Here is a 24,540-nt window from a genome sequence, read left to right on the forward strand (position 1 = left end):
ACCTCATGTCGACCAACCCGTTCGATGACGAAATGGGCAGCTTCCACGTCCTGGTCAACGCCGAGGGCCAACACTCGCTGTGGCCGACGTTCGCGCCGGTCCCGACCGGCTGGACGACGGCGCACGGCGCCGCGAGCCGGTCGGACTGCCTGGAGTACGTCGAGGCCCACTGGACGGACCTGCGGCCGGTCAGCCTGATCGCCCGGATGGCGCTCGCCACGGAGGGCACCCGCGACGGTGCCGACTCCGGCGCGTCGCGATGACGGCCCCGGTGGTCTACCGCGAACGGACGGTGCCGCTCGGCGGCGATCCGCTCGCCGTGGCGGTGTCCTTCGCCCGCCGCGCGGCCGGGCCGGTCTCCGTGTACGAGCGGGACGGCGAGTGGCTCTGCGGGTCGGGCGCGCTGGCCGAGATCGTCCTGTACTGGGACGAGATCCGCTACCGGGTGGGGGAACGCTGGCGGGTCGAGCCGGTCGACGACGAGCCGCTGCGGGTCCTGGCCCGGGTGCTGGCCGGGGTCCCGGTCGCCGACTGGCGGGCCTGCGGCTGGGCCGGCTTCGAGCTGGGCCCGCGCACCCTCGGCCTGACCGGCCCGGTCGGCCCCGACCCGCTCGTCCACCTGGTCATCCCCGCCCGCGAGGCGCGGCTGTCGGCGACCGGCGCGCTGCTGCGCGCGGTCGACCCGGCCGACCTGCACGTCCTGGCCGAGCTGGTCGGCGGCCCGGTCGCCCCCGAGCGCGCCGAGCCCCGGCCGCTGGCCGACCTGGAGTACGACGCCGACGGGTACCGGCGGATCGTCGCCCGCGCCGTCGAGGACATCCACGCCGGCCGGCTGCGCAAGGTGATTCTCTCGCGGGTCGTCCCCGTCGAGGGCGAGATCGACCTGGTCGCGAGCTTCGAGCGCGGCCGGCGGGGCAACACGCCGGCCCGCTCGTTCCTGCTCGACCTGGACGGCCTGCGCGCGATCGGCTTCAGCCCGGAGATGGTCGTCGAGGTGGACACCGGCGGCTGGGTCTCCACCCAGCCGCTCGCGGGCACCGCGGCGTTCGACGGCACCGGCACCGACCCCGACGGCGCGGGCGGCGACCGCGGGCGGCGCGAGGCGCTGCTGCGCGACCCGAAGGAGATCTACGAGCACGCGGTGTCGGTGCAGGCGGCCCAGGAGGAGCTGCGGCCGCTGTGCGCGCCGGGCACCCTGGTCGTGGACGAGTTCATGAACGTGCTGGAGCGGGGCAGCGTCCAGCATCTGGCCTCGCGGGTGAGCGGCCGGCTCACCTCCGACCGGGACGCCTGGGACGCGCTGGCCGTCGTCTTCCCGTCGATCACGGCGACCGGCGTGCCGAAGGACCTCGCCTGCGCGGCGATCCGGCGCTACGAGTCGCGGCCGCGTGGCCTCTACAGCGGCGCCGTGATCAGCGCCACCGCCGACGGCGCGCTGGACGCCGCCCTCGTCCTGCGGACGGTCTTCCAGCGCGGCGGACAGACCTGGCTGCGGGCCGGCGCCGGCATCGTCGGCGCGTCCCGCCCCGAACGGGAGCTGGAGGAGACGCGGGAGAAGCTGCGCAGCGTCAGCCGCTTCCTCGTCCCGGCCCAGCCCGTTCCGGCTGGCACCGGAGCGGCCGGCACCGGCGACGAGCTGGAGGCGCTTCGACGCACCGTCGCCGAGCTGATCGAGGAGGACCCGGCCTCGCTCGGGGACGACGACAACCTGTTCGAGCGTGGGCTGGAGTCGATCGCGCTGATCCGGGCGATCGGGCAGTGGCGGCGGGCCGGCCTCGAGGTGAACTTCGCCGAGCTGGCCGAGAACCCGACCCTGGACGGCTGGTTCAAGCTGCTCTCCGTCCGACGCGCTGCGGCTTCCACAGTGGCTTCCCCGGTGGCCGTCGCCGAGCCCGCGCCTGCCGCCGTCAGCCCGGTGAGCGCAGGGCCGGGCGAGACCGCCGTGAGCGCGGACGGCGACGGCGAGTTCCCGCTGGCCGTCATGCAGCACGCCTACTGGATCGGGCGCGGCGCCGGGCAGTCCTACGGCGGCGTCGCGGCCCACCTGTACAGCGAGTTCGACGGCGACGGGGTCGACCCGGCCCGGCTGGCCGCGGCGGTCGAGCGGCTGATCCAGCGGCACGAGGCGCTGCGGACCCGGGTCACCGACCTCGGCGGCCAGGTCGTCGAGCAGGTCGCCGGCTGGCGCGGCCTGACCGTTCACGACCTGCGCGACCTGGACGACGACGACGCCGCCGAGCGGCGGCTGGCCGCCGTCCGCGACCGGCTGTCCCACCAGCGGCTCGACATCGAGCGCGGCGAGGTCTTCGCCACCGAGCTGAGCCTGCGCCCGGACGGGACGACCCGCCTGCATCTCGACGTCGACATGGTCGCCGCCGACGCGGTCAGCTACCGCGTCCTGCTGGCCGACCTGGCCGACCTGTACGGCCGCCCGGACACGGTCGCGCCGGCGCCGGCCTACAGCTATCGCCGGTACCGCGCCGAGCGGGCGGCCGCCCGCCTCGGCCAGCGGGGGACCGCCCGTGGCGAGGCGGCGGCCCGGGCCCGGCGCGCCTGGTTCGACCGCCTGCCCGGCCTGCCCGGCCCGCCCCAGCTCGCGCTCGCCCCGGCCACTGAAGGTCCGACACGCGCTGAAGGTCCGACACGCGCTGACGGACCTACTGGCGGTGATGGCCCGGCCGCGGCGCCACGCGTGTCCCGGCGCCACTTCCGGCTGCCGCCGTCGGCCCGCGCGGCCCTCGACCGGGCCGCGCACCGGCACGGCGTCACGCCGGCGATGGCCGTCGCGACCGCGTTCGCCGAGGTCCTCGGCGGCTGGAGCGCCCAGCCCCGGTTCTTCCTCAACGTCCCGCTGTTCGACCGCGAGCAGCTGCACCCCGACGTCAACCGGATCGTCGGCGACTTCACCAGCTCGGTGCTGCTGGAGATCGACCTGACCGACCGGGTGCCGTTCGTCGACCGGGCCCGCCGGGTCCAGACCCGGCTGCACGCAGACGCGGCCCACGCCGACTACTCCGGCGTCGAGGTGCTGCGTGACCTGGGCCGCCACCACGGCGAGCCTGTCCTCGCGCCGGTCGTGTTCACCAGCGCGCTCGGGCTCGGCGAGCTGTTCGACGCCCCGGTGCGCCGGGAGTTCGGCCGGCCGGTGTGGATCATCTCGCAGGGCCCGCAGGTCCTGCTGGACGCCCAGGTCACCGAGCTCGACGGCGGGCTGCTGGTCAACTGGGACATCCGCGAGGGCGCGTTCGCGCCTGGCGTCGTCGACGCGATGTTCGCCGCGTTCGAGCGACTCGTGAGCGGCCTGGCCGAGCCGGGCCCGGCCACCACCAGCCTGCCGGACACCACGATCTGGGACGAGCCCGTCGACGGGCTGCTCGACGCCTCGGTGCGGGACGTGCGCCGCCGGGTCGGCGCGGTGGCCGGCCCGGCGTCCACCCGGCTGCTGCACGAGGGGTTCTTCGCGACGGCGGCGCTCCAGCCGGACGCGCCGGCCCTGCTCTGGGACGAGGCGGGCACCGGGCCGGAACGGCGGTCGCTGTCCTACGGCGAGCTCGCCGCGCGGGCCACGGCCGCGGCCGGGGCGCTCGCCGCCCGTGGCGTCCGGCCGGGCGACCTGGTCGGCGTCAGCCTGCCGAAGGGGCCGGACCAGGTCGTCGCCGTGCTCGGCGCGCTCGCGGCCGGCGCGGCCTACGTGCCGATCGGCGTCGACCAGCCGGCCGCGCGGATCGAGCGGATCGTCGCGACCGCGGGCTTCAGCACGGTCCTCACGGACCGGCCGGGCTCCGACTGGCCGGCCGGCGTGACCCCACTGCGCCTCGACGACGCCCTCGCCGCGGCCACCGGCGACCCGGTGGCCGGCCTCGTCCTGCGCGCGGCCGACGACCCGGCGCGCCTCGACGAGCCGGCCTACGTCCTGTTCACCTCGGGGTCGACCGGGCAGCCCAAGGGCGTCGAGGTCGGGCACCGGGCCGCCATGAACACCCTCGACGACCTGGTCGAACGGCTCGGGATCGGCCCGGAGGACCGGACGCTGGGCGTCTCCGCGCTCGACTTCGACCTGTCGGTGTTCGACCTGTTCGCCCCGCTGTCCGCCGGCGGCGCGGTGGTCCTCGTCGACGAGGAGTCTCGGCGGGAGGCGGCCCGGTGGGCCGACCTGATCGCCGGCCACGGCGTCACGATCCTCAACTGCGTGCCGGCCGTGCTGGACCTCGTCCTCGCCACCGGCACGCCGCTGGGCACAAGCCTGCGCGCGGTGCTGCTCGGGGGGGACAAGGTCGGCGTCGACCTGCCGGCCCGGCTCGCGGCGGCCGTTCCCGGCTGCCGGTTCCTCGCGCTCGGCGGCACGACCGAGACCGCCATCCACTCGACGATCTGCGAGGTCGTGGGCGGCGCGGCGCGCCCGGAATGGCGCTCGGTCCCGTACGGCACCCCGCTGCGCAACGTGCGGCTGCGGGTCGTCGACGCGCTGGGCCGAGACTGCCCCGACCACGTGGCCGGCGAGCTGTGGATCGGCGGCGCCGGCGTCGCCCGGGGCTACCGGGCCGACCCCGAGCGGACGGCCGACCGGTTCGTCACCCACGGCGGCGAGCGCTGGTACCGCACCGGCGACCTCGCCCGCTACCTGCCGGACGGGACGGTCGAGTTCCTCGGCCGCCGCGACCACCAGGTCAAGATCAGGGGCTTCCGGGTCGAGCTCGGCGAGGTCGAGGCTGCCCTGGCGGCGCTGCCCGGTGTCCGGGCCGGGGTGGCCGCGTTGACCGCCGGCGCGGACGGCCGCCCGGCCACGCTCGGTGCCGTCGTCGCGGCCGAGCCGCAGGCAGACCCGGCGGCGATCAGGGCCGCGCTGCGGTCCGTGCTGCCGCCGCACATGGTCCCCGACCGGGTGGTCGTCGTGGCCGAGCTGCCGCTCAGCGCCAACGGGAAGATCGACCGCAAGGCCGTCGGCGCGCTGTTGGCCCGGGAGCTGGACGCACCGCGCCCGTCCTCGCGGCCGCCGGGCTCCGACCTGGAGCGGGTGATCCTCGCGGTCTGGCGCGAGGTGCTGGGCGTCGGCGAGTGCGGTGTCCTCGACGAGTTCTTCGCCCTCGGCGGCGACTCGGTTCTGGCCACCGCCGTCGTGGCGCGGCTGCGCGAGGAGCTCGACACCGGCGAGGTCACGGTCCGGGCACTGTTCGCGGCTCCGACGGTGGCCGGGCTCGCGGAGCAGCTGCGCGCGGCCGAGACGACGCCGGGCCGGCTCGACCGGGTCGCCTCGATCGCCTGGGAGATCGCGTCGCTGTCCGACGAGGAGATCGAGGCCCGGCTGCTCGACGGCGCGGACGCCGGGACGGACCGGTGAGCGCCCCACTGGTCACCGAGACCGCGGCCGACCCGGGCGCGGCGGCGGACTGGGTTCGCTGGCCGGCCGAGGCAGCCGACCGCTACGTGGCGGAGGGCTACTGGCGGGGCGGTTCGCTCGGCGAGCGGCTGCGCGGCTGGGCCGAGCGGTACGCCACCGCCACCGCCCTCGTCGCCGGTCCGGTCCGGCTTTCCTACGCGGATCTCGACCAGGCCGCCGACGACCTGGCGGCCGGGCTCGCCGGGACCGGCCTGACCGCCGGTGACCGCGTGGTGGTCCACCTGCCGAACCGGGCCGAGTTCGTGACGCTGCTGTTCGCGCTGTGCCGGCTGGGCGCGATCCCGGTGCTTACCCTGCCCGCGCACCGCCGGGTCGAGATCGAGCACCTGGCCCGGCTGTCCGGCGCGGTGGCCTACGCGATCCCGGACACGCACGAGGGCTTCGACCACCGGGTGCTGGCCCAGGAGATCGTCACCGCGGTCCCGTCCGTCCGCCAGGTGCTGGTGGCCGGGGCTCCGGGCCCGTTCACCAGCCTGGAAGCGCTGGCCGCGGCCGGAGCGGCCGCCCGGGCCGACGGTACGGCGCGGCCGGTGCCGCCGGCCCCCGACCCGGCCGGCGTCGCGGTGCTGCTCATCTCGGGCGGTACCACCGGCAAGCCCAAGCTGATCCCGCGCACCCACTGGGACTACGGCTACAACGCCGAGGCCAGCGCCCGGCTGTGCGGGCTGACCGCCGCGGACACCTACCTGGTCGCACTGCCCGCCGCGCACAACTTCCCGTTGGCCTGCCCGGGCATCCTGGGGGCGCTCGGCGTCGGCGCGACCGTCGTCCTGGCGGTCTCGCCGAGCCCGGAGACCGCCTTCGGCCTGATCGCCCGGGAACGGGTGACGGTGACGGCGCTCGTGCCGGCGCTCGCCCGGATCTGGGTCGACGCCGCGGAGTGGGAGCGGCCCGACACGTCGAGCCTGCGCCTGCTGCAGGTCGGCGGCGCCCGGCTCGACGCCGAGCTGGCCCGGCGCATCCCGCAGGCGCTCGGCGCCCGGGTCCAGCAGGTCTTCGGCATGGCCGAGGGGCTGCTGAACTACACCCGCCTCCACGAGGACGAGGAGCTGGCCTTCACCACCCAGGGCCGGCCGCTCGCCGCCGCCGACGAGATCCGGGTCGTCGGCCCGGACGGCGCCGACGTGCCGCCCGGCGCCGTCGGCGAGCTGTGGACCCGTGGCCCCTACACGATCCGCGGCTACTACCGGGCCACCGAGCACAACGCGACGGCCTTCTCCCCGGACGGCTTCTACCGCAGCGGCGACCTCGTCCGGCTCACGCCGAGCGGCAACCTGGTCGTCGAGGGGCGCATCAAGGACGTCATCAACCGCGGCGGCGAGAACGTCTCCGCGACCGAGCTCGAGGAGCACCTGCTCGCGCACCCGTCGATCGCCCAGGCCGCCGTCATCGCGGCACCCGACGAGCAGGTCGGTGAGAGCGTCCGCGCGGTGATCGTCCCGGTTCCCGGGGCGGCGCCGACCCTCAAGGCGGTCAAGGCCTTTCTGCGCGCGCGCGGGCTCGCCCGCTTCATGCTCCCCGACCTGCTGACGGTCGTCGACGCGCTGCCGCTCACCCCCGTCGGAAAGATCGACAAGCGGGAGCTGCGGCGCCGCCTCGGCTAGCGCCGGCCCCTCCGGCCACCGCCACCGCGCGCAGGCCGGTCCCGTTCCGCGCCTCCCGCGCCCGCCTCACCCGTCGACGCCCTCATCCCGGGCAGCACCACCGGAAGGACGAACATCGTGGCGAGTCCCGACTCCGCGCAGCGCAAGCGTGAGCTGCTCCGCCGCTGGCTGGCGGCGGAGCGCCTGACGCGCGAGCCGGCGACCGCGGCCGGCCCCCGGCCGCGCCGGGAGCCCGGCCGTGGGTACCCCGTCAGCCCGGCGCAGCGCCGGACGTGGTTCCTGACCCGGCTCGACCCCGACAGCGCGGCCTACACGATCTCGGCCGCGTTCGAGCTGACCGGCCCGCTCGACGTGCCGGCGCTGCGCCGCGCGCTGCTGGCCGTCGCCCGCCACCACGAGATCCTCCGCACGACCTACCGCGCCACCCCGGACGGGGGGCTGGAGCAGGTCATCCGGGACGACGTCGAGCCGGCCTGGCTCAGCGTCGACCTCTCGACCGAGCCCGCCGGCACGCGGGACGACCACGCGAGGGAGATCGCGCTGCGCGCGGCCCGGCGCCCGTTCGACCTGACCGCCGAGTCCCCGCTGCGGGTCACCGTGCTGCGTCACGGCCCGGACCGGCACACGCTCGCGCTGGCCGCCCACCACATCGCCTGGGACGACGCCTCCTGGGACGTCTTCTTCGCCGACCTGCTGGCCGCGTACGACGGCCGGGCCGAGCCCGGTGGCACGGTCTCGTTCCTCGACGCGGCAGCGGTGACCGACCCGTCCGCCGCGGCGCGGGGCCTCGCCTACTGGCGCGACCAGCTGCTCCCGCTGGCCGAGGCGGTGCGGCTTCCCCGGCCGATCCCCGACGACCGCCGGCCCGAGGGGCCCGACGGCCGTGACGCGGGCCAGCAGGTCGTCCACCACGCGCCGGCCGACCTGGTCGGGACGCTCCGGGCGTTCGCCGCCAGCCAGGGCGCGACGCCGTTCATGGTGCTGCTCGCCGCCTACGCGGCGCTGGTCCACCGGGTCACCGGCGCGACCGACGTCACGATCGGCTCGCCCGTCGTCAACCGGGACGCGGCGGCGACCGAGGGGATCATCGGCTACTTCGGCAACACCGTCTGCCTGCGGCTGGCGGTGGCGCCCGGCGACAGCTTCACCGAGCTGGTCGAGCGGACCCGCGCGGTCTGCCTGGGCGCCTTCGCGCACGCCGACGCCGACCTGGCCGACGTCGTCCGCGCGCTCAACCCAGACCGCGCCGACGGCGTCTCCAGCCTGTTCAACACGATGTTCGCCGTCCGTGCGCCGGCGGCCGCCGGCCTGCGCGGTGCCGGCCGGGACCTGCGCGGCGAGCGCCGGCCCCTGCACAACGGCACGGCCCAGACCCCGCTGATGGTCGTCGCCGAGCTGGGCGGCGAGGACGCCGCCGGCCTGCTGGAGCTGGAGACGACCTACCAGCCCGGCACGGTCTCGGCGGGTTTCGCCCGCTCCGTCGGCCCACGGCTGGAGCGGCTGCTGGTCGCGGCGCTGACCGAGCCGGACGCGCCGATCGGCCGGATCGACCTGCTCGCCCCGGCCGAGCGCCACCAGGTCGTGACCACCTGGAACGACCCGACCAGCCCAAACGACCCTGCCAGTCCCGCTGGCGCCGCGGAGCCGCTGCCGACCGAGCCGTGGGCCGCGCGGTTCGCCGCCTGGGCCGAGCGTGACCCGGGCCGCACCTCGCTGGTGACGGCCGAGCGGACCCTGACCTACGGCGAGCTGTCGGACGCGGCCGACGCCTTCGGGCGCCGGCTGGCGGGCGTGGGCGCCGGGCCGGGCTCGATCGTCGGGATCGCCCTGCCCCGCACGGCCGACCTGGTCGTGGCGCTGGCCGGCACCGGCCTGGCCGGCGCCGCGTACCTCCCGATCGACCCGGACTACCCGGACGCCCGGATCGCCTTCATGATCGAGGACGCCGCGCCGACCGTCCTGGTGACCACTGCGGCGCTCGCCCCCCGGCTGCCGGCCTCACCGGGCACCACGCTCGTGCTCGTCGACCAGCCCGAAGTCGATCCCGGTCCGGCGCAGGCTGGCGGACCGTGGCCACCGAAGATCGCCCCGGACAGCCCCGTGTACCTGATCTACACCTCGGGCTCGACCGGCCAGCCGAAGGGTGTCCTGGTCGGCCACCGGTCGCTGACCGAGTTCCTGGCCTCGTTCGCGGCGGCAGTCGGCATCGGGCCGGACGACCGGGTGCTGGCCATGACGACGCTGGGCTTCGACATCAGCACGGTGGAGCTACTCGCGCCGCTGACGGTCGGCGCCTCGATCCGGCTGGTCGACGGCGACGCGGTCCGCGACCCCGCCGAGCTGGCCCGACTGCTGGGCACGGGCGCGGTCACGGTCGCCCAGACGACCCCGTCCCGCTGGCGTTCCATCCTGGCCGCCGGCACCGGGACCTATCCGGGGGTGCGGGTCCTGGCCGGCGGCGAGCCGTTGACGGCCGACGTCGCCCGGGAGCTCGCCGCCCGCGCGGAGAGCCTGACCAACGTCTACGGCCCGACCGAGGCGACCGTCTGGGTGACGACGGGCCTGGTGCGCGAGGTCGACGGGGCCGGCGCCGCACTCGCGCCCAATGTCGCCGCCGCTTTTGCGCCCAATGTCGCCGGCGCCGCTCTTGCGCCCAATGTCGCCGCCGGACCGACCATCGGGCGGCCGCTGCGCAACGCCCAGGCATACGTGCTCGACGGCGCGCTCATGCCGGTGCCGCCCGGCGTCGTCGGCGAGCTCTACCTGGCTGGTACCGCCGTCGCGCACGGCTATCTGGCCCGGCCGGGGCTGACCGCCTCCCGCTTCGTCGCGAGCCCGTTCGGGGCCGGCGAGCGGATGTACCGCACCGGTGACCTGGCCCGCTGGACCACGGCCGGTGAGCTGGTGGTGTCCGGCCGCTCGGACGACCAGGTCAAGGTCCGTGGCTTCCGGATCGAGCTGGGCGAGATCGAGGCCGTGCTCCAGGGCCACCCGGCCGTCGCGCGCTGCGCCGTCGTCGTCCGTGACGGAGAGCCGGCTGGCCGCACGATCGTGGCCTACGTGGTCCCGGCCGGCGACCTCGCCGACGCCCCCGCCGGGCCGCTCGCGGATCAGCTGCGCGCGCACGCCGCTGCGGTCCTGCCCGGCTACATGGTGCCGGCGGCGTTCGTGACGCTGCCCGCCCTGCCGACGACCCCCGCCGGCAAGCTCGACCGCCACACGTTGCCCGCGCCCGACTTCGGCGCGGCGGCCCAGCCCGGCCGGGCGCCGGCGACCCACGCGGAGGCGGTGCTGCGCGACGTCTTCGCCGCAGTCCTCGGCCAGCCGGGCATCGGGGTCGACGACTCGTTCTTCCACCACGGCGGCGACAGCATCCTGGCCTTCGCGGTCGTGGCCCGGGCGGCCGCCGCCGGGGTGACCGTCGGGCTGGCCGACCTGTTCGACACCCCGACCGTCGCCGGCCTGGCCGCGGCGGCGACCGCGCGGGCCGACGGCCCGCAGCTCCCGGACCTGGCGCCAGTCGACCCGGCCGATCTGGACCGCTGGCGGTCCAGGCTGCCCGGCCTGAGCGAGGTGTGGCCGTTGTCGCCGTCGCAGTCGGGGCTGCTGTTCCACCGCCTCGTCGACGGCGACGACACCGCCGACGTGTACGTGATCCAGTTCGTCCTCGACCTGCGAGGCGAGCTCGACGTCGACCGCCTGCGCGCGGCCTCGCGGGTCCTGGTCGACCGGCACGCCGTGCTGCGCGCCGCCGTCCTGTCCGACGGCGCCGCGCCGGCCCAGGCCATCCTGGCCCAGGCCGAGCCCGAGTGGACGGTCGCAGACCTGTCCTCCTGGCCTACTGGCGAGCGGGCGGCGGAGGCGGACCGGCTGGTCACGGCCGACCGGGCCGCGCCGTTCGACCTCGCGGCGCCGCCGCTGCTGCGTTTCCTGTGGATCCGCACCGGGCCCGCCAGCGCCCGGCTGGCGGTCTGCGCCCACCACGTCATCCTGGACGGCTGGTCGTTGCCGCTGCTGCTGCAAGAGCTCTTCGCGCTGGCCGCTGTACCCGGCGATCCGGCGGCCACGGCGGCGGGTCTGCCGGCGGTCCGCCCGTACGCCGACTACCTGCGCTGGCTGCTGGCCCAGGACCGGGTAGCGGCCAGGGCGGCCTGGCGGGACGAGCTGTCCGGCCTGGAGGGGCCGACCCTGCTGGCCCCGGCCGGCGGGCAGTCCACCGGCGGCCCGGCGGCGGTCGTAGAGCGGGAGGCCAACCCGGAGCTGACCGCTCGGCTGGCGGCGCTCGGCCGCGAGCGGGGCCTGACACTCAGCACGATCCTGCGGGCCGCGTACGCGGTGCTGCTGGCCCGGGCGGTCGGCCGCGACGACGTCGTCTTCGGCGTCGCGACCGCCGGGCGGCCCCCGGAGCTGCCCGGAGCCGACGCCATGATCGGTCTGTTTGTCACGACCGTCCCGGTCCGGGCCGCGGTGACCGCCGAGCGGACGTTCGCCGACCTGCTGGCGGATCCACGGGTCGCCCAGGGCCGGATGTTCGCCCACCAGCACCTCGGCCTGGCCGAGATCCAGTCCGCCGCCGGCCGCGGCGAGCTGTTCGACAGCCTGCTCGTCCTGGAGTCGTACCCGTTCGACACGGCGAAGCTGCTCCCGCCGGGCGGCCCACGCCTCGAAGCCGTCGACGGCCACGACGCCACCCACTACGCGCTGACCGTCCGGGTGATCCCCGGGGACCGGCTGCGGCTGACCTTCGGCTACCAGCGGGGCGTTCTCGACGACGCGACCGTGGTCGGCCTCGCCGACCGCCTGCTCGCGCTGCTGGCACGGATCGCGGCCGACCCCGACCGGCCGATCGGCGCCGTCGCGGCGCTGCCGGCGGCCGAACGTGCCCTGCCCGCGCTCACCCCGGCGCCGACCGGCGGCGCGGACGCCACCCTTCCCGACCTGTTCGAGGCCCAGGCCGCCCGCACCCCGGACGCCGTCGCCCTGCGCTGGCGGGACACGGACCTGACCTACGCCGAGCTGGACGCCCGGGCCAATCGGCTGGCCCGGCTGCTGCGCCAGCGGGGCGTCGGGCCGGAGTCGATCGTCGCCGTCGCGCTGCCCCGCTCGTCCGACCTGGTCGTGAGCCTGCTCGCCGTCCAGAAGGCCGGCGGCGCCTACCTGCCAGTCGACCCGGCCTACCCGGCCGACCGGATCGCGTTCATGCTGCGCGACGCGGCGCCGGTCTGCGCGCTGACCACGGTCGCGACCCGAACCGCGCTGCCGGCCCGCACGAGCGTGCCGCTGATCGCGCTCGACGACCCGCTGTTCGAGGCGGCGCTCGCCGAGCAGCCGCCGGCCCCGCTCGACCCGGCCGGCCGCGCCCGGTCCGACAACCTCGCCTACGTGATCTACACATCCGGCTCGACGGGCCGGCCGAAGGGCGCGCTGGTCGCGCACCGCAACGTGGTGCGGCTGTTCGCCGACAGCCAGGAGCACTTCCACTTCGGCGCCGCCGACGTCTGGACCCTGTTCCACTCGGTGTCGTTCGATTTCTCGGTCTGGGAGCTGTGGGGGCCGCTGCTGCACGGCGGCCGGCTCGTCGTCGTCGACCACGAGATCACCCGCGCGCCCGAACAGTTCCTCGACCTGCTGCGCCGGGAGTCCGTCACCGTCCTCAACCAGACCCCGTCCGCCTTCGGCGCGCTGCAGGAGGCCGACCGGGACGCCGAACGGAGCGACCCCGACCGCCCGGCCCTCGCGCTCCGGCTGGTGATCTTCGGCGGCGAGGCGCTCGACGTCAGCCGGCTCTCCCCGTGGTACGAGCGGCATCCCGACGACGCCCCGGCCCTGGTCAACATGTACGGGATCACCGAGACCACCGTGCATGTCACCTACCTGCGGCTGGACCGGGCCAGCGCGGCCGCCGGGCGGCGCGGCGTGATCGGCGAGCCGCTGCCCGGGCTGCGGGCCCGGATTCTCGACCGGCACCTCACCCCGGTCCCGCCGGGCGTGCCGGGGGAGGTCTACGTCAGCGGCGGGCAGCTCGCCCGCGGCTACCTCGGCCGGCCCGGCCTGACCGCCGCCCGGTTCGTCGCCGACCCGTACGGCGCCCCGGGCGACCGGATGTACCGCACCGGTGACCTGGCCCGGCTGGGCCCGGACGGGCAACTGGAGTACCTCGGCCGGGCCGACGACCAGGTGAAGATCCGTGGCTTCCGAATCGAGCCAGGGGAGATCGAGGCCGTCCTCGCGGCCGACCCGGCGGTGGAGCGGGCCGTCGTCCTGGCCCGCGAGGACGACGCGGGCCGGCGTCGGCTGATCGCCTACGTCGTACGGCGGGCGGGCCAGCATGTCGACGGCCCGGCGCTGCGGGCCCGGGCCGCGGCGGCCCTGCCCGACTTCATGGTCCCGGCCGCGGTCGTCGTCCTGGACACGCTGCCGCTGACCGACAACGGGAAGCTCGACCGGGCCGCGCTGCCGGCCCCGGACCTGGCCGCCGCCGCGACCTCGGGCCGCCTCGGCGGCACCGACCTGGAGCGCACGCTGGGCGCGGTGTTCGCCGCCGTCCTCGGGCTGGACCGGGTCGGCGCCGACGACGACTTCGTCGCGCTCGGCGGCGACAGCATCATCGCCATCCAGCTGGTCAACAAGGCCCGCCGCGAGGGCGTCCGGCTCACCCCGCGCGAGGTCTTCGTCCAACGGACGCCGGCCGCGCTCGCCGCGCTAGTCGCCAGCCGCGAGACCACCCCCGAGACTGCCGCGCCGCCCGCCTCCACGAGTCCGGCCGCCCTGGAGGCCCGGCCGGCCCTGGCCGTCGCGCCGGCCGGTGTCGACGTCGCCTCGGCGGCGACCGGCCTGCTCACGCCGCCGCCGATCGTGGCCCGGCTCGCGGAGTGGGGCGGCGAGATCCGGCGGTTCAACCAGGCGTTCCTCGTCCGGACGCCGGCCGGCGTCGACGAGGCGGCCCTGCGCGCCGCGCTGCGGGCGCTGGTCGCGCACCACGACGCGCTGCGGGCCCGGCTGCTGCGCCCGGCGCCCGGCGTGTGGCTGCTCCAGATCGATCCCGCGGCCGACGACCCGGCGACGGCCAGCCCCGAGCTGCTCACCCGGATCGACGCCGCCGGTCTCGATCCGGCCGCGCTGCGCGCGGTGATCGCGAGCGCCTCCGACGGCGCCGCCGGCGGCCTCGACCCGGACGCCGGGTCGATGGTCCGCGCGGTCTGGCTCGACGCCGGCCCGACCGAGCCCGGCCGACTGGCCATCGTGATCCACCACCTCGTCGTGGACGGCGTGTCCTGGCGGATCCTGCTGGCCGACCTGGAGACCGCGTACACGGCCGCCCAGGCCGGTCGGGCCCCGGAGCTGGAGCCGGTCGGCACGTCGCTGCGCGCCTTCGGTCAGGCCACTGCCAAGCACGCCAACGCGCCCGCCCGCCTGGCCGAGCTGACCCACTGGCTGGCGACGCTCGCCCCGGGCGCCCGCCCGTTCCCCGAGCCGCCCGATCCGGTCACCGCGCCGGACGGCTCCCAGCTGGGACCGGCCGCCCTCGGCGCGCTGGCCGACACCGGACGGCTGGTCGTCGAGCTGCCGGCGGCGGCCACCGCCGCGCTGCTCACCGCCGTTCCGACGGCGACGAGCGCCGAGGTCACCGACGTGCTGCTGACCGGCCTGCGGCTGGCGCTGGCCGACGGCGAGCCCGGCGAGCTGCTGGTCGACCTCGAACGGCACGGCCGGGACGAGACGACCCCGGGGCTGGACCTGGCCCGGACGGTCGGCTGGTTCACCAGCATCGCGCCGGTCCGGCTCCCGGCGGCCCGGAGCGACGCACGCGCGGCCCTGGCCGACGTGACGGCCCGGCTGCGGGCCGTCCCCGACGCGGGCCTCGGCTTCGGCCCGTTGCGCTACGCGAACCCGCTCGCCGGCCCCGCCCTGGCGCGAGCCGGGCAGCCCCAGGTGCTGTTCAACTACCTGGGCCGCTTCGGCGCCGACCGCCGGGCCGACTGGGGGCCGGCCGAGGAGTTCGACGCGCTCGCCGCGACCGCCGACCCCGGCCTGGGCGTCGGCTACCCGCTGACCGTCGACGCCGTCAGTGTCGAGACCGCCGACGGGCCGGTGCTGCGCGCCACCTTCACCTACCTGACGACCGTCCTGGACGAGCCGCGGGCGGCCCAGCTCGCCGCCGGTTTCGTCGGCGCCCTGCTGGAGCTCGCCGCGCTCGCCCCAGCCGCCGCGGCCGGGCCGGCCGAGCTGGTCGCGCTCAGCCCGGCCGAGACCGACCGGATCGCCCGCGCGTTCCCGGCCCCGGTCGAGGACGTCTGGCCGCTCTCGCCGCTGCAGGAGGGCCTGTACTTCCACTCCGCGCTCGACCAGACCAGCGACGCCTACACCGCGCAGTTCTGGTTCGACTTCGACCACCGGCTCGACGCCGACCGGCTGCGCCGCGCCTGCCTCGCCTTCATGGCCGCCACCCCGACGCTGCGCGCCGGCTTCCTCGGTGACGGCCTGCCCCAGCCCGTGCAGGTGATCGCCCGCGAGCTGCCGGCGCCGGTCGAGGAGATCGACCTGTCGGGCCTGGCCGAGGCCGATCGTCTCGCCGAGGCCGACCGGATCGCCGCCGCCGACCGGACCCGCCCGTTCGACGTCACCCGCCCGCCGCTGTTCCGGCTGACCCTGATCCACCTGGCACCGGGACACGACCGGCTGGTCGTCAACCGTCAGGTGCTGCTGTGGGACGGCTGGTCCGGCGCCCTCGTCGTCGAGGGCCTGCTCGACCGGTACGCCGCCGAGGGCGACCCGGCGGCCGGCGGCGAGCGCCCGGCCGGGCCGGGCGGGTCCTACCGGGACTACCTGGTCTGGCTGCGGGAGCGCGACACCGCCGCCGCCGGGCAGGCCTGGCGCTCGGCGCTCGCCGACCTCGAAGGCCCGACCCTGGTGGTGCCGGCGGCGCGTGGCCTGTCGCCGGTCGCGCCGGTCCGGATCACCGCCGAACTGCCCGAGGCGACGGCCAGCGCGGCCCGCGCCGCCTCCCGCGCCCAGGGCGTCACCCTGAACACGATCTTCAACACGGCGCTCGCGCTGGTCCTGGCCGGGGCGACCGGGACGGATGACGTCGTGTTCGGGACGACCGTCGCCGGGCGGCCGACGGAGCTCGACGGCATCGACGAGGTCGTCGGCCTGTTCCTGAACACCGTCCCGGTCCGGGTCCGGCTCGATCCCCGCGAGACGGTCGGCGAGCTGCTGGACCGTGTCGCCGGCCAGCGCCTCGACCTGCTCGACCACGAGTACCTCGGCCTCGGCGAGATCCAGCGGGCCAGCGGCCACCCGGCGCTGTTCGACACGCTCTACGTCCTGCAGAACTTCATCGACGAGGTCGCCAACGAGCAGACCACCGCCCGCCACGGCATCGTCGGCGGGGACAGCCTCGACCACACCCACTACCCGCTGACGTTCGTCCTGTTCCCCGGGGCGCGGATCACCGTGCGGCTGGAGTACCGGGCGGACGTCGTCACCCCCGAGCTGGCCGAGGGGCTGTTCGCCCGGCTGCTCGCGATGGTCGACACCCTCAGCGGCGGCCTCGACGCCCGGGTGGGCTCGCTGGACGCGCTGCTGCCGGCCGAGCGGGCCCGGCTGGAGCGCGACGCCGCGGCCCCGGCGCGCCCGATCGGCACGGCGACCGTCGCCGACCTGCTGGCCGACCGGGCCGGCGGCGAGCTGCGCGACGTGGTCGGGCTGGTCCTCGGCGCCGAGCGGCTGACCTACGGCGAGCTCGACGCCCGGGTGAACCAGCTGGCCCGGCTGCTGATCGCCCGCGGCGCCGGCCCGGAGACCGTGGTCGCGCTCGGGCTCGGCCGCACGGTCGACATGGTCGTCGCCCTGTTCGCCGTGCTGCGGACCGGCGCCGCGTACCTGCCGCTGGAGCTGGACCATCCGCCGGCGCGGCTGCTGGAGATGGTCGCCGACGCGCGGGCGGCGCTGCTGGTGACCAGCCGGGCGCCTGGCCGCTACCTCGCCGGGGGGCCGGACGACCTCGCCGACCAGCCGTGGCTGGTGCTCGACGACGACGCGGTCGCCGCCGAGCTCGCCGCGGCCCCGGCCGGTGCCCTGTCGGACGCAGAGCTCGGCGCCTTCGCCCGCGACCGCGCGGACCGGCTCGACCACCCGGCCTACGTGATCTACACGTCGGGCTCGACCGGCCGGCCCAAGGGCGTCGTCACGCCCTACCGCGGGCTGACGAACATGTGGCTCAACCACCGGGACGAGATCTTCGAGCCGACCGTGGCCGCGGCCCGGCGCAGGCTGCGGATCGCGCACACCGTGTCGTTCGCCTTCGACATGTCGTGGGAGGAGCTGCTCTGGCTCGTCGAGGGCCACGAGGTGCACATCTGCGACGAGGACCTGCGCCGCGACGCCGAGGGGCTGGTCGCCTACTGCGACCGGCACCGCATCGACGTCGTCAACGTCACCCCGACCTACGCGGCCCACCTGTTCGAGGCCGGCCTGCTCGACCGGACCGAGCCCACCGGTGACCCGGCCCCGGACGCGGTTCTGGCCGACGGCCACCAGCACCGGCCGGCCCTGGTCATGCTCGGCGGCGAGGCCGTTCCCGACTCTGTCTGGAACCGGCTGCGCGACACCGACGGGACGTCCGGCTACAACCTGTACGGCCCGACCGAGTACACGATCAACACCCTCGGCGCCGCGACGTCCGACAGCCGGACCCCGACCGTGGGGCGGCCGATCCGCAACACCCGGGTCTACGTGCTCGACCGCTGGCTGCGCCCGGTCCCCGACGGCGCCGCCGGTGAGCTGTACATCGCCGGCGACGGCCTCGCCCGCGGCTACCTCGACCGGTTCGGCCTGACCGCGACCCGGTTCGTGGCCGACCCGATCCGGCCCGGCGAGCGGATGTACCGCACCGGCGACCTGGTGGTCCGCCGGGCCGCCGACGGCAACCTGGACTTCCTCGGCCGCACCGACGACCAGGTCAAGATCCGGGGCCACCGGATCGAGCTGGGCGAGGTCACCGCCGCGCTCGACGCCCACGAGGCGGTCAGCCAGTCCGCGGTGATCGCGGCGCCCGACCCGGCGACCCCAGGTTCCAGCCGGCTCGTCGCCTACGTCGTCCCGGCCGAACGATCCGCCTCCGACCGGGCCGCGACCGAGGACGACCAGGTCGGCGAGTGGCGCCAGATCTACAGCGACGAGTACGAGCAGATCCCGACGGCCGTGCTCGTCGAGGACTTCGCCGGCTGGGACTCCAGCTACGACGGCCAGCCGATCCCCGTCGAGCACATGCGGGAGTGGCGGGCGGCGACCCTCGACCGCGTCCGCGCGCTCACGCCCCGGCGGGTGCTGGAGATCGGCGTCGGCACCGGCCTGCTGCTCGGCCCGCTCGCGCCCGACTGCGAGGCCTACTGGGGCACGGACTTCGCCGCTCCCGTCCTCGCGAAGCTGCGCGCCGAGCTGGCCGGCGACCCGGACCGGTTCGGCCGTGTCGAGCTGCGCCACCAGCCGGCCCACGTGACCGACGGCCTGCCCACCTCGTTCTTCGACACGATCATCCTCAACTCGGTGATCCAGTACTTTCCGAGCGCCGGCTACCTGGCCTCGGTCCTGCGGGGCGCGCTCGACCTGCTCGCCCCGGGCGGGTCGCTGTTCGTCGGCGACGTCCGGGACCTCGGCCGACTGCGCACCTTCCACCGCGCGGTCGAGCTGGCCCGCGCGGCCGGCCCCGACGAGGCCCGGCCCGACGAAAGCCGGCCCGACGATGCCCGACTGAGCGCCGCCGTCGACCGGCGGGTCCTGCTGGAGAAGGAGCTGGTCGTCGCGCCGGCGTTCTTCGCCGAACTGGCCGGCGACGCCGACCTGGAAGTGTCCGTGCGGGTCAAGCGGGGCCGGCTGCGCAACGAGCTCACCCGGCACCGCTACGACGTCGTACTGCGCCGGCCCGACCCGGCGGCGAACGCCCCGGCGGCAGGGGACTCGACGGCAGACGATGACCTGCTCAGCCTGACCTGGGGCGCCGACGCCACCGATCTCGCCGCGGTCGGACGGCTCGTCGGCACTCGGCGGCCGGCCACGGTCCGGCTCGCCGGGATTCCCGACGCCCGGATCGCCGACGAGCTGGCCGCGGCCGACCACGCGCCCGCCGGGCTGGTCGCCGTCGAGCCCGACGACGTGTACGCGCTGGCCGACGCCCTCGGCTACCAGGCGGCCCTCACCTCGCGCGCCGATGAGCCGGGGCGGCTCGACGCCCTGCTCGTGCGCGGCTCGGGCCCGGCCGCCCTCCCGGTGACCCGGCCGGCCAGCGACCCGGCCGCTCGGCCCGCCGCCGGTACGGCCCGCACGAACGACCCGACGGCGGCCCGCGCCGCAGCCGCGCTCGTCGGCCGGCTGCGCTCCGACCTGGGCGCCGTCCTGCCGGACTACCTCGTCCCGTCGGCCTTCGTGCCGCTGCCGGAGATCCCGCGCAACGCCAACGGCAAGCTCGACGTCGCGGCGCTCCCGCCGGCCGAGCCGGTGGCGGCGAGCTCCGGCCGCCCGCCGGCCACCGCGCTGGAACGTCAGCTGGCCGAGGTGTTCGCCGACGTCCTCGGCCTGCCCGCCGTCGGCGCGGACGACGACTTCTTCGCCCTCGGCGGCCATTCGCTGCTCGCCACCCGAGTGGTCAGCCGGGCCAGGGCCGCGTTGGAGGTCGACCTCGCCATCCGCGACCTGTTCGACGCCCCCACGGTCGAGGCGCTGGCGGCGAAGCTGGCCAGCCGTACCCAGACCGCGCCCCAGCGCCCGCCGCTGGTCGCGAGGGAGCGGCCGGAGCGGATCCCGCTCTCGCCGGCGCAGCGCCGGCTCTGGCTGGTCGACCGGCTGGCCGGCGGCACCGACGCGTACAACTACCCGCTCGCGTTCCGGCTCAGCGGCCGGCTCGACGTCGCCGCGCTGCGGGCCGCCGTCACCGACCTGGTCGGGCGGCACGAGTCGCTGCGGACGCTCATCGCCGTCGCCGACGGAGAGCCCTACCAGCGGATCCTCGATCCGGCCGCCGCGCGGCCCCGCCTCGACGTCCTCGACTGCGCCCCCGGCGAGGTGACCGCGCAGATCACCCGGGCGGCGGCGGAGCCCTTCGACCTGGCCGCCGAGGTGCCGCTGCGGCTGCAGGTGCTACGCGGCCCGGACGACGACGCCCTCCTGGTCGTCCTGCACCACATCGTGACCGACGAGTGGTCGGACCGGCCGTTCCTGCTCGACCTGGACACCGCCTACGCGGCCCGTCTCGCCGGCCACGCACCGGACTGGGCGCCGCTCCCGGTCCAGTACGCCGACTACGCCCTCTGGCAGCAGGCGCTGCTCGCCGACCAGGACGCCGACGACGTTGCCGCCGCCGACAGCCTCGCCGCCCGCCAGCGCGCGTTCTGGCTGGAGGCGCTGCGCGGCCTGCCGGCGCAGATCCCGCTGCCGCTGGACCGGCCGCGCCCGGCGGTCCGCGACGGGGCGTCCGGCCGGGTCGTCCGGGTGCTGCCCGGCCCGGTCGCGACCGGGCTGCGGGCGCTGTGCGCCGAGACCGGCACGAGCATGTCGATGCTCGCCCACGCGGCGCTGGCCACCCTGCTGCACCGGCTGGGGTCCGGCGACGACATCCCGATCGGCGTTCCGATCGCCGGGCGGGCCGACGCCGCGCTCGAACGCCTCGTCGGCTTCTTCGTGAACACCCTGGTGATCCGGTCCGACCTGGCCGGCGACCCGACGTTCCGGGACCTGCTCGGCCGGACCCGCCAGACCGACCTGGCCGCGTTCGACCACCAGGACCTGCCGTTCGAGGACGTCGTCGCCGCGGTGAACCCGCGCCGTGACCCCGGGGTCAACCCGCTGTTCCAGGTGATGGCCGGCTACCACCACCTGGCCGACGACGACCGCGACCTGCTCGGCGGTCCGGTGACCTTCCTGAACCCCGAGGTCGGGACCGCCAAGTTCGACCTGGACGTGACGTTCGTCGACCGGGCCGCGCGCAACGAGATCACCGTGCTGGTCGAGTTCGCCACCGACGTCATCGAGCCGGTCGGCGGCACCCGGCTGGCCGACCGGCTGCTGCGGCTGCTGGCCGAGATCGTCCGTGACCCGGACGTCCCGGTCGGCCGGCTGGAGATCGTCGACGAATCCGAACGCGCGGCGGCCCTGCGTGCCGCGGCCGGCCCGACCCGGGCGCTGCCCGCTCTCGGCGGGGCGACGGTGCCGGATCTGCTCGCCCGCGCGGTAGCCGCGTACCCGGACCGGGTCGCGCTGGTCACCGGCCAGGGCCGGACGACGTTCGCGCGGCTCGCGGACGAGGTCGAGCGGATCGCCGGGCTGGTGCGCCGGCTCGCCGCCGGCCCGGAGGCCGTCGTCGCGCTCGCGCTGCCGCGGGCCCACATGGTCCCGGCGATCTTCGGTGTGCTGGCGGCCGGCGCGAGCTACCTGCCGATCGACGTCGAGCAGCCGGCCGACCGGCTGGCGTTCCTGCTCGGCGACGCGGCGCCGGCGGCAGTCCTCACCACCCGGGCCCTCGCCGACCGGCTGCCGGCCGTACCGACACCCGTGCACGCCCTGGAAGACCCGGCGCCCGGCGACCCGGGCCGGCCCGGACCGGCGCCGGCCGGCCGGGCCGGGCTCGACCCGGACGCGGCGGCCAGCGTGATCTACACGTCGGGCTCGACCGGCGTTCCCAAGGCGGTCGTCGGCACCCACCGGGGCCTGGTGAACCTGTTCGCCTCGCACCTGGTCGACCTCATCGAGCCGGCCGAGCACGCCGCCGGCCCCGACGGGGGTGCCCGGCGCGTCCTGCACGCCGCCTCGTTCAGCTTCGACGGCTCGTGGGAGCCGCTGCTGTGGCTGCTGGCCGGGCACGAGACGCACGTCGTCGACGAGTCCGTCGCGCGGGACGCGGCCGCCCTCGTCGACTACGTCGAGCGGACCCGGGTCGACGTGCTCGACCTGACCCCGACCTACCTGCAGGAACTGCTGAACCACGGGTTCCTGCGGCCCGAGGGCCATCGGCCGGGCGTGCTCCTGGTCGGCGGCGAGGCGACCCCGGCGCCGCTGTGGGAACGGCTGCGCGCGCTGCCCGGGATGGTCGTCCACGACCTGTACGGGCCGACCGAGTACTCCGTCGACGCCTACGGCTGGCACAGCGCGGGCTGGGCAGCGCTGCTGGCCAACACCCGGGCCTACCTGCTCGACGGCGCGCTCGCGCCAGTCCCGGACGGGGTGGCCGGTGAGCTCTACCTGTCCGGTCCGGGCCTCGCCCGGGGCTACCAGCGGCGCGCCGGCCTGACGGCGGCCCGGTTCGTCGCCAACCCGTTCGGCGGACCCGGCGAGCGGATGTACCGCACCGGCGACCTGGCCCGCCGCCGGCCCGACGGCTCGCTCGCCTTCCTCGGGCGCGCGGACGACCAGGTCAAGGTGCGCGGGTTCCGGGTCGAGCTCGGGGAGATCGAACGCGTCCTGGAGACCGTGCCCGGCGTCGCGTCGGCGGCCGTCTCGTTCCGCCCGGACTCCCCACCCGCGCTCCAGCTCGTGGCCTACCTCGTGCCCACCGCCCGGCTGGGCGGGGCCGGGCCGGACCCGGTCGAGGCCGCCCGGGCGCAGGTGGCCCGGGTGCTCCCCGCGCACATGGTTCCGCAGGCGTTCGTCACGGTGGACCGGCTGCCCCGCACGGTCAACGGCAAGCTGGACCGCCGGGCGCTGCCCGAGCCGTCCGCGCCGGTCCCGGCCGCCGGCCGGCGCCTGCGCGACACCCGCGAGGAGCTGCTCGCGGAGCGGTTCGCCGCCGTGCTCGGCGTCGAGCGGGTCGGCGCCGACGACGACTTCTTCGCCCTCGGTGGCCACTCGCTGCTCGTCATGCGGCTGTGCGCGGCGGTCCGGTCGACCTTCGGGCTGGAGATCACGCCCCGCGCGGTCTTCGAGGACCCGACGGTCGCCCGGCTCGCCCGGCGGCTGGACCAGGCCGCCGGGGCGCGTCCGGCCGTCGGCCGCCGGCCCCGGCCGGTGAACCCGCCGCTGTCCTTCGCCCAGCGCCGCCTCTGGGTGGTCGGGCAGGTGGAGGGCCCCAGCCCGACGTACAACATCCCGATCACCTGGCGGCTGACCGGCCCGCTGGACCTGACCGCGCTGCGCGCCGCCGTGCACGACGTGGTGGCCAGGCACGAGGCGCTGCGGACCGTCTTCCCCGCCCCGGGCGGCGAGCCGGTCCAGTGGATCCTCGACCCGACGGACACGGAGATCCCGTTCGACGTCGTCGACTGGCCGGCGGGGCGCGAACCGGCCCCTGGCGACCCGGCGCTGGCGGACGTCCTCGCCGGCGCGGCGGCCTACGCGTTCGACCTGGAACGCGAGGCGCCGATCCGGGTGACCGTCGTGCGGTGCTCGCCGAAGCTGCACCTCGTCCAGTTCCTGATCCACCACATCGCCGCAGACGAGGGCTCCGACCGGCCGCTGGCCCGCGACCTCTCCGTCGCCTACCAGGCCCGGGTCGCCGGCCTCGTGCCGGACTGGGCGCCGCTGCCGGTCCAGTACGTCGACTACACGCTGTGGCAGCAGGAGCTGCTCGGCGACGAGGCCGTGGCGACGAGCCCCGCCGCCCGGTCCCGGGCGTTCTGGGCCGAGGCGCTGGCCGGCCTGCCGGCGGAGCTGGCGCTGCCCACCGACCGGCCGCGACCGGCCGAGCCGAGCCACTCCGGCGGGGTCGTCGAGGCGGGGCTCGACGCCGACGTCGTCGCCGCGCTGCGCGCCGTGGCGCGGACCGGCAACGCCAGCCTGTTCATGGTGCTGCGGGCGGCGGTCGCGACCCTGCTGCACCGGCTCGGCGCGGGCGAGGACCTCCCGATCGGCAGCCCGGTCGCGGGCCGGGTCGACGAAGCCCTCGACGACCTCGTCGGCTTCTTCCTGAACACCCTGGTCCTGCGGACCGACCTGTCGGGGGACCCGTCGTTCGGCGAGCTGGTGGGACGGGTCCGCACCGGCGACCTGGCCGCGTTCGACCACCAGGACCTGCCCTTCGACCGGGTGGTGGACGCGGTGAACCCGCCCCGCCTGCTGGGCCGCCACCCGCTGTTCCAGGTCATGATCGTCTACCTGGCCGCCTCGGACACCGTCGACGAGCTGGCGCTGGAGGCCGTCAGCGCCCGGCCGGAGCCGGTGCGCAGGGCGAGCGCCAAGTTCGACCTGTCCTTCGACTTCGTCGAACATCCCGGGACCGACGGCGGGATGACGCTCGGCGTCGCCTACAGCGACGACCTGTTCGACCGGTCCACGGCCGAGGGCCTCGCCCAGCTGGTCCGCCACGTGCTCGTCGCGGTCGCGGCGGACCCGTCGGCACCGCTGAGCACCCTGAAGACTCCGGACGTCGGCCTGGATCTCCCAACCCGACGGGAGACGCCCGGCCCTCGGGAGTCGGCGCCACCGGCAGCCGAGCCGGCCGCGGGGGGGGGGGGGGGGGGGCGGGGGCGCCCCCCACCCCCGGGCCAGGTCGAGCTGCTGAGCAGGAAGCGAGGCGAGATGAGATCGATCCAGCGCGTGCTGCGGCCCGTC

The 24,540-nt window shown here is 76.4% G+C and carries 4 protein-coding genes; all 4 read left to right on the forward strand.

Annotation, left to right across the window (positions count from 1 at the left end):
* Window positions 1-5 precede the first annotated feature (5 nt).
* Window positions 6-263, forward strand: a complete 258-nt coding sequence (locus I6A60_RS23535) for an MbtH family protein (RefSeq protein ID WP_203022582.1) — start codon at window positions 6-8, stop codon at window positions 261-263.
* On the forward strand, window positions 260-5,338 hold the full coding sequence (locus tag I6A60_RS23540) for a salicylate synthase (protein WP_203042742.1): 5,079 nt from the start codon (window positions 260-262) through the stop codon (window positions 5,336-5,338). The genes I6A60_RS23535 and I6A60_RS23540 overlap by 4 nt, the downstream gene beginning before the upstream one ends.
* A complete protein-coding gene (locus tag I6A60_RS23545) occupies window positions 5,335-7,002 on the forward strand; it encodes an AMP-binding protein (RefSeq protein ID WP_307873824.1) in 1,668 nt (555 codons plus the stop codon). The genes I6A60_RS23540 and I6A60_RS23545 overlap by 4 nt, the downstream gene beginning before the upstream one ends.
* 117 nt (window positions 7,003-7,119) lie before the next feature.
* The coding region (locus I6A60_RS23550) for a non-ribosomal peptide synthetase (protein ID WP_307873825.1) at window positions 7,120-24,540 on the forward strand (17,421 nt) is incomplete at its 3' end.

This window comes from Frankia sp. AgB1.9 (genome assembly GCF_016786355.1).
In the GTDB taxonomy this organism is placed as follows: domain Bacteria; phylum Actinomycetota; class Actinomycetes; order Frankiales; family Frankiaceae; genus Pseudofrankia.

Bases quoted from the DNA above. Each gene is read 5' to 3' on its own strand.
- I6A60_RS23535 (WP_203022582.1), top strand. From the start codon at position 6: ATGTCGACCAACCCGTTCGATGACGAAATGGGCAGCTTCCACGTCCTG.
- I6A60_RS23540 (WP_203042742.1), top strand. From the start codon at position 260: ATGACGGCCCCGGTGGTCTACCGCGAACGGACGGTGCCGCTCGGCGGC.